This window comes from Halomonas sp. PBN3 (assembly GCF_000475415.1).
GTDB classification, from domain to species: Bacteria; Pseudomonadota; Gammaproteobacteria; order Pseudomonadales; family Halomonadaceae; genus Halomonas; species Halomonas shengliensis.
On sequence record NZ_AXCA01000171.1, the window covers coordinates 1 to 11,909 of the forward strand.

Consider the following 11,909-nt stretch of genomic DNA (forward strand, 5'->3'; position numbering starts at 1 on the left):
CCTGGTGCAATATTCGGGCTATAGTGGACCCTGAAAACAAGACACTGGTTTAAGATATGCCGAGGCCGATTTCGAAGGGACCAGAGATGTCGAAGCAGAAACGTAACACCCACTCGCCGGAGCTGAAGGCCAAGATAGCCTTGGAGGCGGTCCGTGGCTTGAAGACGGCCAACGAAATCGCGCAGGAATTCGGGGTCCACCCTGTCCAGGTCGGCCAGTGGAAGAAGGCGCTGCTGGCTGACTCGGCCACCTTGTTCGACAAGAAGCGGGGTCCCAAGCCCAAGCCTGAATATCAGACCGACGAGAAGCTCTACGGGGAGATCGGCCGCCTAAAGATGGAGCTCGACTGGCTGAAAAAAAAGTCCGGGATCAACCTTCCATGATCCGTCGCAGCTGGATCGATGCGACCGACCAGGTGCCCCTGGCTCGACAGTGCGCGTTGGCAGACGTCGCCAGATCAACGGTTTATGCTCAGCGACAGCCGAAGGTGCCAGCGGATCTGGATATCGAGCTATGCCACGCGCTCGATGAGATCTACACGCGCTGGCCGTTCTATGGCAGCCGTCGGATGGTGGTGGAGCTGGGGCGACGTGGCTTTCGGGTCAACCGCAAGCGTGTTCAGCGTCTGATGCGCCACATGGGGCTGGCAGGCATGGCGCCAGGCCCCATGACCAGCCAACCGCACCCAGACCACAAGGTCTATCCGTACCTGCTACGCGGCGTATCGGTCACACGCCCGAATCAGGTGTGGAGCACCGATGTCACATACATTCGGTTGGCACATGGCTTCGTGTATCTGGTGGCGATCATCGACTGGTACAGCCGCAAGGTGTTGAGCTGGCGGCTGAGCAATACCATGGACGCCGGCTTCTGCGTCGATGCTCTGGAAAGCGCTCTGCGGCTGCATGGCACGCCGGAGATCTTCAACAGCGACCAGGGCTCTCAGTTCACGAGCCAGGCCTTCACGAGAGTGCTCAAGGACGCGGGCGTCACCATCAGCATGGACGGCCGTGGCCGGGCGTTCGACAACATCTTCGTCGAGCGGCTATGGCGGACGGTCAAGTACGAAGACGTGTACCTGAAGGGCTATGCGAACCTCGGCGAGCTGACCCTCGGTCTATCCGACTACTTCGCGTTCTACAACGTCCAGCGCCCTCACCAGTCGCTGGAGAACCAGACCCCGGACGACGTTTATCAGTCGGGCCTCGGGGGCGGCGCTTCCATTCCTGACCACTTCGGTCGTCAGAAGGATGCCGCACAGAACCAAAACACAGGGCAGCGCTGTGCAGCTGCAACCCAGGCTGAGACGATAACTTAAACCCGTTCGTTTTCTGTCTTGACGATGGGGTCCACTTTACCCCGCCCTGGGCGCCTCGCCATCTTCAATCGCCCTTACCTCGAGCGCGGTATCGCGCCCCAGGATCTCCGGCAGCATGCTGCGATGGGTGGGCGACACATGCTGCAACACCACGTAGGCGAAGGGCAGTGCCGGGTCGAGACCATGCAGCAGTTGCGACAGCGCCTCGAGCCCGCCTGCCGAGGCACCGATACCCACCACCGGGACTGCGTTCGGTACCCATGCCTCGTGCTGACTCATGCGGAACATCCCTTGTTCAGGTGACCTCACCCATCCTAAGGGGCGGGGGGCTGGCGGGAAAGGGAAAGCCATGACAAGTGGTTAACGGCAACGGCGAGCGGGAGATGCGGCGGGCCCCGGGCCCCAGCGTTGGCATGCAGGCCTCGGAATCATGTCGTTACATCAGCGCATTTTGGTAAGCTTACGGTCATCCGATACCAGGCCGACCGAGAGCGCCATGCCTCCTACCGCTACCCCCGAAACCGAGCCGCTGCGCGTCGGCGCCATCATGCAGACCGGCCTTCTCACCTGCACGCCCGAGACGCCGGTGGTGGAGGCCGCCGCGCGCATGGCCGAGCGCCGCTTCAGCGCCATCCTGGTGCTGGAGGAGCAGCGCGCCGTGGGCATCTGGACCGAGCGCGACAGCCTGCGCCTGGCGCTGGAGCACCCCGAGGAGGTCGAGCTGCCCATCCACCGGGTGATGACGCCGGTGCCGCTGCAGGTCGAGGAGGCATGCCTGGTGGCGGAGGTGAGCGAGGCCTTCAAGGCACGCGGCATTCGCCATGCCGTGATCGTGGATGGCGAGGGAAAGGTACGCGGCATCGTCTCGCAGACCGACCTCGCCCTGAAGCAGGGCATCGAACCCTACCTGCGCCTGCGCGAGGTGCGCCGGGTGATGCGCTCGCCGGTGGCCATCCTCGACGGCCGGCGTACCCTGCAGGAGACCGCCGGCCATATGCTGGCGCAGCGCCTGGACGCGGTGATCATCGACTGTGGCCAGGGCGAACTCGGCATCCTCACCGAGCGCGATGTGCTGCGCTATGTGGCCCGCTATCGGCGTGACGTGCCGGTATGCGAGCTGGCCAGCCGACCGCTGCGCACCCTGCCGGTAGCGGCGCGGCTGATCGACGCCCGCAACCAGTTCATCGACCAGCGTCTACGCCACCTGGCGGTGGTCGACGACGCCGGCCAGGTGGTGGGCCTACTGGGCTTTCGCGACATCCTCGACGGCGTGGAGGGCGACTACGCCGTGCGCCTGCGCGAGGTGCTCCAGGAGCGCGACCACGCCCTGGAGCGCTCGCGGCTGACCCTGCAGCTGGCCGAGCGGGTCATCGACGCCTCGCTTGAGGGCATCATGATCACCGACGCCCGGGGTCGCATCGAGTTTATCAACCCCGCCTTCACCCACCTGACGGGCTACACCCTGGAAGAGGTCAGCGGGCGCACCCCGGCGGTGCTCTCCTCCGGGCGCCACGACGCCGCCTTCTACGCCGAGATGTGGCAGACCCTGCAAGAACGCGGCTATTGGCGCGGCGAGATCTGGAACCGCCGCAAGTCCGGCCAGCTCTATCTGGAGCTGTTGACCATCACCGCCATCCGCGACGAGCGCGGCCAGGCCACCCACTACGCCGCGCTGTTCAGCGACATCACTCATATCCGCGAGAACGAGGAGCAGGTGCGCCGGCTGGCCTACTACGACCCGCTCACCCAACTACCCAATCGCCGCCTGCTGGAGGATCGCCTATCGCTGGCCATTCGCCACTCCCACCGTCAGCGCCAGCGCCTGGCGGTGGTGTTCGTCGACCTCGACCACTTCAAGCAGGTCAACGACTCCCTGGGTCACGCCGCCGGCGACGCCCTGCTGGTGGAGGTCGCCAAGCGCCTGCAAGGGGCGCTGCGCGAGGACGATACCCTGGCGCGACTGGGCGGCGACGAGTTTATCGTGTTGCTGCCGGAGGTCGGTAAGATCGAGGCGGCTCAGCAGGTGGTCCAGCGGCTGATCGACAGCATCAGCACCAGCTTCCGGATGGGCGAGCACGACTTCCGCATCGGCTGCAGCCTCGGCATCAGCCTCTACCCGGATGACGCTGACAGCGTGGAGCTGCTGATCCAGTACGCCGACGCCGCCATGTATCGCGCCAAGCAGGAGGGGCGCAACACCTACCGCTTCTTCCACCAGCACCAGCTGCGCTGGTGCGAGCCGGCCCAGCTCACCCTGGAGAGCGCGCTGCGCGACGCCGCGGAGAGCGGTGAAGGCCTGGCGGTACACTATCAACCGCTGATCAACCGGAACAGCGGCGAGCTGGAGGCCGCCGAGGCGCTGCTGCGCTGGCACCACCCGACCCTCGGCGACATCGCGCCGGGGCAGTTCATCCCCGTGGCCGAGCGCTCGGGGTTAATGATCGCGCTGGGCGACTGGGTCATGGAAGAGGTTGGCCGCCAAATGGCCAGCTGGCGCGACGCCGGGTACGGGGATTTTCGCGTGGCCATCAACCTCAGCGGGCGCCAGTTCTGGGACGAGGCGTTGCTCGACAAGGTGCGCGACTGCTACCGGCGCCACCGCCTCGTGACCGCCCAGCTCGGCCTCGAGATCACCGAGAGCGTGCTGCTCGACCATCAACAGCAGGCCATCGCCATCGTGCAGGCACTGCGCGAGATGGGCTGCTGTGTGGCGCTGGACGACTTCGGCACCGGCTACTCGTCGCTGGGCTACCTACATGAGCTGCCGGTCACCACCATCAAGATCGACAAGCGTTTCATCCAAGGCCTTGGCAACCGCCGCAGCAACGCCATCGTCGCCGCGGTCACCGGCCTCGCCCGGGAGCTCGACATGCGCGTAGTCGCCGAAGGCGTGGAAACAGACCAACAGCTCCAGGCGCTGGCCCGCTACCCCATCGACCTGGTGCAAGGCTTCCTCTACGACACGCCCCAGCCCGCCGACGCCTTCGCCAGCCGCTGGCTCCCCCGCTGAGGGTCAGACCCTTAAATTCGCTTAGGGGTCTGACCCCAAAATCCCTTTAAGGGTCTGACCCTGGCGGGGCAGCGTGTTACCGTACTGGCCACAACATCCAGACCCCGACATCGCTCATGACTCACGACGACATCGCCTCCGAGATGCCCCCCGAGCTGTGGGAGGGCTTCCTGCGTTTCTTCGATGCCTCCATCGCGCATATCCTGGCGCACCAGGATGCCGAGCGCTACTTCGCCGACCTGGGTGACATCGTCAGGCAGAGCGGGCTCGACACCTGGCTCGAGGGGAGCATGCCCTACTGGATGCTTGGCCGCTCGATCTGGAACCAGATGCCGCTGCCGTGCCGCCACTTCCAGTGCGCTCCGCTGCCCGCCCCACAGCGCAACGACAGCTGCCCTTGCGGTTCAGGCAAGAAGTTCAAGCGCTGCTGCCAGCCGCTGGTGAACTCGCCGATGATCGACTTGGATGACGTGCTGCCGATTCCACGGCTCGCCGTCGATCACTTCACCAAGGCGCAGCGTCAGGCCGCTGCCAAGACCGCGCCCGCCGAGGTACGGCTTGCCTTGGCCGTCAAGGAATTGGAGGACGACCACCCCGGCAAGGCGCGCAACCTGTTGCTGGCCATTCTCGACAAGGGCGGACTGTCCACGGAGCTACAGGCCGATACCGTGCAGCTACTGGGCAATGCCTACTCGGCACTTGGCCACCTCGACGCCGGGGAAAGGAAGCTGACGGCGCTGCTGCCGAATCTCAAACCCCAGGCGGCCAACCAGGCACTGTGCTGGCTGGTGATCCACTGTCTCGACCAAGGGCGCAACCAGGAGGCGCTGGAGCATGTGCATCGACTCGAACGACTGGCGCCCGAGCAGCTGTCGACCGGGGCCCTGAAGACACTTTGCCTACGCCAGCTGGGCGACGACGCCGAGGCACAGCGAACCGCCCAGGCGTGGCTACCGGTGGCCCATGAGCTGGGGGATGAAGAAGGCATCGCCATGCTCGAGGAACAGGCCAGCCTGGGGTCGCTGGATGACCTCGCTGATGGCGATATCGGTGACGATGAATGGAGCCTGTCACAGGCCCCCATGGGCGACGAGGCCTACGCCATCTTCGGCATCCCCGAGGAGCAACTGCAGCCGCTTGTCGGCCTGCTCGAGGAAGCCCTGGAGCAGCCGCTGCACCCCGCACACTTCGACCCCGGCCCGCCCTCGACGGAGGGCCGCCAGGAGCAGTGGGTGCTAGTGCTGCCCGAGGAGGTCGACAAGGCTCAGGCGGCGTTCTACCAGGCCGGCGAGATGCAAAGCGTGGCCGACGCCGAGCTGATCCGCCGGCATCCGGCCCTGCTGCAGAGCCCTGACTTCCTGGAGCGCCTCGGCGCCTTCACCGGCGCCTCGTCGAGCCAGCTCCAGGAAGCGTTCAACATGGCGCTCTTCGCCCAGCAGGAGCGCGTGATCGCCCACCTCCTCGCTGCCCTGCCGGCCGGTGGCCAGCTGCCCTGGGCATGGCTGGAACACCGCCCGCTGCTGCGGCTGATGAGGGAGATGGCGCTGGGTCAAGAGGACCCCGACGAAGAGATTGAGCTGCTTACCCGCGTGCTGACGCTGTGTCCCGATGACAACCTGGGCGTGCGCGGCCCACTGGTCAACGCCCTACTCCAGGCGGGGCACGACGAACCCGCTCTGGCGATCTGTGAACGCTACCCCGACGACTTCCTGCCGGAGACACGCTACGGACGCGTGCTGGCACTCATCCGCCTGAATCGACTCCACGAGGCCAAAGAGGCCCTGGCCACTGCCTACCAGGCGTTGCCCAAAGTGCTCAACTACCTGGTGGCAAGCAAGCGCAAGGCGCCCAGGCTTGATCCCCACGGCATCACCATCGGCGGCACCGACCAGGCGTGGTACTACCGCGAAGAGATGCGTGATACCTTCCTCACCACCCCCGGCGCACTGAGCTGGATGGAGCACATCAAGAAAGCGAAGTGACCTTGAGGGTCAGACCCTTAAGTTCGCTTAAGGGTCTGACCCTCACGGGAGGGCTACACTGAAGCCGATATCCGCTTCGGAATGGGTGAGTCGGCCATGCCCCGTCCCAATCGCGTCATCCTGCCCCAAACGCCGGTGCACCTGGTGCAGCGCGGCAACAACCGCGGAACCTGCTTTCACTATCGCAGCGAGGCAGAACGCTTCCTGGAATTTCTCGACGAGGCCCGCCAGGTGTATGACGTGGGCGTGCACGCCTATGTGTTGATGACCAATCATGTGCATATGCTGGCCAGCCCCCTGGGTGACCCGCTCGGCATCGTCCAGATGATGAAGGTGGTGTGCCAACGCTACGCCCAGTACTTCAACAAGCGCCATGAGCGCACCGGCGGGCTGTTCGAGGGACGCTATCGCTCCTGCCTGGTGGGCGAGGAGGACTACCTCTTCGCCTGCTACCGCTACATCGAACTCAACCCGGTGCGCGCCGGCATGGTGGCCCACCCCGGTGACTACCGCTGGTCCAGCTACCCGGCCAACGCTCTGGGCGCCGATGACCCGCTGATCACGCCCCACGCGCTGTACCGGGACCTCGCCAACGACCCGGACCGGCGCTGTCAGCGCTACCGGCAGCTGTTCGACACCCCGCTACCCGACGCCACCATCGACGAGATCCGCCAACAGACCCGGCGGGGTCAGGCCCTTAAATCTCCTTAAGGGTCTGACCCCCTGGGCTAAGCGGATTGAAGGGTCTGACCCCGTTGGGGTTGTTCCCACACCAGGTCGACGAGGGGGCTTTGGGGATGGTAGCCGAGGGGGGCGTGGATCAGCAGGTCGCGGATGCGGGCGGCGTCGAAGGCCTGGCAGGCGTGGAAGAGGGCATCGAGCAGGGCCTGCATCTCGTCCCAGCTGAGGGCGACTTCGCTGGCGGTCATGATACGCGAGTGGCGGGTGGGGGAGACGGCTTCGCCGATCAGGAGCTCCTCATAGAGCTTCTCGCCGGGGCGCAGGCCGGTGAAGCGGATCTCGATATCGCCCTGCTCGGCGGCGGGCAGCGGAGCTTCGGCGCCGTCCAGCGTCGGGAAACAGGGCTCCAGGCCCGAGAGGCGCACCAACCGCCCGGCCAGCTCGGCGATCTTCACCGGCTCGCCCATGTCGAGCACGAACACATCACCGCCCTGCCCCATGGCGCCGGCCTGGATCACCAGCTGGGCGGCCTCGGGGATGGTCATGAAGTAGCGGGTAATCTCGGGGTGGGTCACGGTGATGGGCCCGCCGGCGGCGATCTGGCGACGGAACAGCGGCACCACCGAGCCGCTGGAGCCCAGCACGTTGCCGAAGCGCACCATGCAGAAGCGCGTGCGCGACTGGTGGGTAGCCAGGGCCTGGCACACCAGCTCGGCGAGGCGCTTGCTGGCCCCCATCACGTTGGTGGGACGCACCGCCTTGTCGGTGGAGACCAGCACGAAGCGCTCGACCCCCGCCTCGATGGCGGCCAGGGCCAGCTCACGGGTGCCCATCACGTTGTTGCGCAGCCCCTCCACCACGTTGTGCTCCACCATCGGCACATGCTTGTAGGCCGCGGCGTGGTAAACCGTCTGCACCGCGAAGGCCGCGAGGATTTTCTGCACCCGGTCGCGGTGCTGCACCGAGCCCAGCAGCGCATGCACCGGGACCTCCAGGCCTTCGTCGCGGGCGATCTGCGCCAGGTCCTGCTCGATGCGATAGAGGCTGAACTCGGAGAGCTCGAACAGCAGCAACCGGGCCGGGGACTGACGCAGGATCTGCCGGCATAGCTCGCTGCCGATGGACCCCCCGGCGCCGGTCACCATCACCACCTTGCCGGTGATGTTGGCGCCCATCAGCTCCGGCTCCGGCGGCACCGGGTCGCGACCCAACAGGTCCTCCACCGCCACATCGCGCAGCTCGCTGATCTGGGCGCGCCCCGCCACCACGTCGGCCATGCCGGGAATACTCTGCACCGGCACCTCCAGCGGTTCCAGGCGCTCGAGGATCTCGCGGCGCCGGGCACGCGTGGCGCTGGGGATCGCCAGCAGGATCTTCTCGATACCGTAATCCTCGATCAACCGCTCGATCTGCTCCGCCGGGTAGACCTTCACCCCCTGCACCAGGGTGCCCGCCAGCCAGGGGGCCTCATCGATGAAGCCTACCGGCTCGTACTCCTGGCCGTGGCGCAGCGACTGCACCAGCTGGCGCCCCGCCGCCCCGGCGCCGTAGACCAACACCCGGGTCTTGTAGCGCAGCTGGTTGCGCAGGTAGAGGCTGCGCAGCGCCATGCGCACCCCGCCGATGGTCAGGGTGGCCAGCATGGCGTAGATGAACGGCACCGAGCGCGGCACCGGCAGCTGGTAGATGGCGTTGACCACCATCAGCGCGAAGGTGGAGGCCGCCACCCCGGCCAGCACCGCCTTCACCGCCTTCAGGCTCATGTAGCGGATCACCGCGCGGTAGAAACCCAGGCGCATGAAGATCAAAAGGCTCACCGGGATCACCACCGGCAGCACCCACCACACCGCCGGCTGACTGGCGAAGGCCCAGCTGTCCAGGCGCAACAGCATCGCCAGCAGGAAGCTCAGCGCGATCAGCACGCTATCCACCACCAGCTGAATCAGCCGTTTATGGGCGCGTGGCAGGCGAAAAAGCGGCTGGAGAAGGCGAATCATTAACGCAGAACTCCTGCGTGAAAGAGAGCGGAGACGAGAAATCGTGACAGAGCGCGCATTCTATCAGCGCGCGGAGGCGGGATTAAGGCAGCTGAGAGGCCGCTGTGTAAGACACGGGTGACGTGGCGTGTAGGAAATAGCTTACAACGCTAGGGGTCAGACCCTTAAATGGACTTAGGCGGCCCTTGGCCTAAGTCCATTTAAGGGTCTGACCCCGGCGGGCTACCGGCGGGCTAGTCGCTGCCGAACAGATCCCGGGTATAGACTTTGTCAGCGACGTCGTCGAGCTCTTCCGCCATGCGGTTGGAGAGGATCACATCGGCCTCGGCCTTGAAGGCCTCGAGGTCGCGGATCACCCGAGAGCCGAAGAAGGTGGCCTCCTCCAGCACCGGCTCATAGACGATCACCTCGATGCCCTTGGCCTTGATGCGCTTCATCACGCCCTGCATGGCGCTGGCACGGAAGTTGTCGGAGCCAGCCTTCATGATCAGCCGATAGACCCCCACCACGCCTGGCTTGCGCGCCAGCACCTGCTCGGCGATGAAGTCCTTGCGGGTGCGGTTGGCATCCACCACCGCCTGGATCAGGTTGCTTGGCACGTCCTGGTAGTTGGCCAGCAGCTGCTTGGTATCCTTGGGAAGGCAGTAGCCGCCGTAGCCGAAGCTGGGGTTGTGATAGTGGCTGCCGATGCGCGGGTCCAGCCCCACCCCCTCGATGATCTGGCGGGTATCCAGGCCGTGTGTCTCGGCGTAGGTATCCAGCTCATTGAAGTAGGCCACGCGCATGGCCAGGTAGGTGTTGGCGAACAGCTTGATCGCCTCCGCCTCGGTGCTGTTGGTGAAGAGCACCGGGATATCGTGCTTCACGGCTCCCTGGACAAGCAGCCCCGCGAACGCCTCGGCACGCGCGGAGCGCTCCCCGACGATGATCCGCGACGGATGCAGGTTGTCATACAGCGCCCTGCCCTCGCGCAGGAACTCCGGCGAGAAGAGTAGGTTCTGGGTGCCGAAGCGCTGGCACGCCTCGGCGGTATAGCCCACCGGCACCGTGGACTTGATCACCATCACCGCCTCGGGGTTGATCGCCATCACCTCCTGGATCACCGCCTCGACGCTTGAGGTATCGAAGTGGTTGGTGACCGGGTCGTAGTCGGTAGGCGTGGCGATCACCACGAAGTCGGCATCGCGATAGGCGGCCTGCTTGTCGAGGGTCGCCGTGAAGTTGAGCTCGCGATGGGCCAGGAAGTCGCTGATCTCGGCGTCCTCGATGGGCGAGCGCCCCGCGTTCAGCGCCTCGACCTTCTCCGCGACGATATCCAGCGCCACCACGTCGTTGTGCTGGGCCAGCAACATGGCGTTGGAGAGGCCCACGTAGCCGGTACCGGCAATGGCAATCTTCATTCTCGCTCCTTGCTAATCGTGCTTAGGGGCCGGACCCTTAAATAGGCTTAGGCGGCGTATTGCCTAAGTTTGCTGAAGGGTCTGACCCCCTAGAGTGCGGCACCTGATAGCGCGTGCTGCGGCCACCTCCTGGAAGCTTCACCAAGCACCCCTTCTCGACCAGCCCAGCGAGATGGCGGGTGGCGGTTGCCTTACTGACCTTGGCGACTTTCTGGTACTGCGACGCACTGATGCCGTGTTCGAAGCCTCTCTCGCCGCCATCCAGCAGGCGGTTCAGCACCTTCACCTGCTCAGGCAACAGGCCGGCCGCCCTGAAATGCTGCCAGAAGCGGGCCTTGGCCAGTGTCCGCTCAACCTTGCCCAGGACATCCAGCAAGGTCGCATCCAGAGTCTCCAGGAACCAGACAAGCCAGGCCGTCAGGTCTGGCGTGCCACGCTGGCTCGCTTCCAGGCGGCAATAGTAGTCGGCGCGGCGCTTCAGGATGGCCGCCGACATGGCATACAGGCGGATACTCTGCTGATCCGCCTGCGCCAAGGCGCGATCGGCGATGGCCCGGGCAATCCGGCCGTTGCCATCTTCAAACGGATGCAGCGTCACAAACCAGAAGTGTGCCAGGCCCGCCCGAACCAGGGGATCCAACTCGGGGTCATGACGGCTGGACTCAAACCACGCGAGGAACTGATCAACCTCATGTTCCAACCCCTCACGCGGCGGCGCTTCGAAATGCACCTTGGGTCGATGGAGGCGACCCGAGACCACCTGCATGGGTTCCACCCCGCGCCACTGCCCGGGCCTTAGCGTCGTCAAGCCGGCGTCAGCATCAGGGAACAACCACCGATGCCACTGAAACAGCCTCTTGGTGTCCAGCGGCGTGTCAGGCTTGAAGGTGGCATCCAGCATTAGCTCCGCCAGGCCTTCGGAGCGTGGTGACGTCACCCCCTCTGCTTCCTCCACGCCAAGGCGCCGGGCCAGGGATGAGCGAACTGACGCCACATTGAGCCGCTCCCCCTCGATGGCCGAGGAGGTGACGATATTCTGCAATAGCGTATCCAGGGCGGCTCTTGCCTCAGCGTCCTGGTCATCCGCGGATGTCAGGGCCCCTGACCGCCCCAGCAAGATGCCAAGATCCTTCCAGCATGCCTGGACCCGCGGCTGAACCTCGGCCGCGTGCCAGGTAAAGTTCGGCCAGTCAGTATGCTGCCAGATCCATGTCGAGGCGTGATCGGTCATGCCAGACCTCCAATAAGGCGGAGGAGCCGAATGACAACGGCATTCGACTCACTCTATGAGCCGAATAGTGATCGGTTTCGGCTCAGCTGGCAAGCCTAGGAGTCAACAATCTGTCGAGAGAGCTTGTAGCACCCGGCAGGTCTTGTCGATCTCGGCCTCCGTCAGGGTGGGGTGTCAGCGTAAGAGGCGGATCAACTGTCCTGACGAACGCGATCACCAGCGCCCTTGCCGGCAACGGTCTGGAAGATATATCTGAAATACGCACCAACATTGACGTCCTCCCCTCCCTC

The 11,909-nt window shown here is 65.1% G+C and carries 8 protein-coding genes; 4 read left to right on the top strand and 4 right to left on the bottom strand.

Annotated features, from left to right (window positions below; all coding sequences use genetic code 11):
- Positions 1-86: 86 nt before the first annotated feature.
- A protein-coding gene (locus Q673_RS30595) for an IS3 family transposase (RefSeq protein ID WP_442778054.1) occupies positions 87-1,318 on the top strand; the annotation gives its coding sequence in 2 pieces (ribosomal slippage) (positions 87-354 and positions 354-1,318; 1,233 coding nt in all).
- Positions 1,319-1,354: 36 nt separating this feature from the next.
- Here Q673_RS30595 and Q673_RS30600 read toward each other — a convergent pair.
- Entirely contained in the window at positions 1,355-1,597 is a 243-nt protein-coding gene (locus Q673_RS30600) for a chemotaxis protein CheB (RefSeq protein ID WP_023006552.1), read from the bottom strand.
- 217 nt (positions 1,598-1,814) lie between these two features.
- Here Q673_RS30600 and Q673_RS30605 point away from each other — a divergent pair, with 217 nt between their 5' ends.
- From Q673_RS30605 to Q673_RS30615, 3 genes are all read left to right on the top strand, one after another.
- Positions 1,815-4,328: an EAL domain-containing protein gene (locus Q673_RS30605; protein WP_023006553.1), complete on the top strand. Its 2,514-nt coding sequence runs from the start codon at positions 1,815-1,817 to the stop codon at positions 4,326-4,328.
- Between the two features lie 116 nt (positions 4,329-4,444).
- On the top strand, positions 4,445-6,310 hold the full coding sequence (locus Q673_RS30610) for an SEC-C metal-binding domain-containing protein (protein ID WP_023006554.1): 1,866 nt from the start codon (positions 4,445-4,447) through the stop codon (positions 6,308-6,310).
- Positions 6,311-6,406: 96 nt separating this feature from the next.
- Complete coding sequence (locus Q673_RS30615; RefSeq protein WP_031218386.1) at positions 6,407-7,021, top strand: transposase; 615 nt, start codon at positions 6,407-6,409, stop codon at positions 7,019-7,021.
- Between the two features lie 17 nt (positions 7,022-7,038).
- Here the strand turns inward: Q673_RS30615 and Q673_RS30620 are convergent, their stop codons facing one another.
- The 3 genes from Q673_RS30620 to Q673_RS30630 all read right to left on the bottom strand — a co-directional run bounded on the left by Q673_RS30620 (position 7,039) and on the right by Q673_RS30630 (position 11,619).
- On the bottom strand, positions 7,039-8,988 hold the full coding sequence (locus tag Q673_RS30620) for a polysaccharide biosynthesis protein (RefSeq protein WP_023006556.1): 1,950 nt from the start codon (positions 8,986-8,988) through the stop codon (positions 7,039-7,041).
- A 233-nt stretch (positions 8,989-9,221) separates the two neighbouring features.
- Positions 9,222-10,388, bottom strand: coding sequence for a nucleotide sugar dehydrogenase (locus tag Q673_RS30625; protein WP_023006557.1), 1,167 nt, complete (start codon positions 10,386-10,388; stop codon positions 9,222-9,224).
- A 37-nt stretch (positions 10,389-10,425) separates the two neighbouring features.
- Positions 10,426-11,619 carry a Fic family protein gene (locus tag Q673_RS30630; protein WP_023006558.1) on the bottom strand — a complete coding sequence of 398 codons (1,194 nt, stop codon included), beginning with the start codon at positions 11,617-11,619 and terminating at the stop codon, positions 10,426-10,428.
- Between the last annotated feature and the right edge of the window lie 290 nt (positions 11,620-11,909).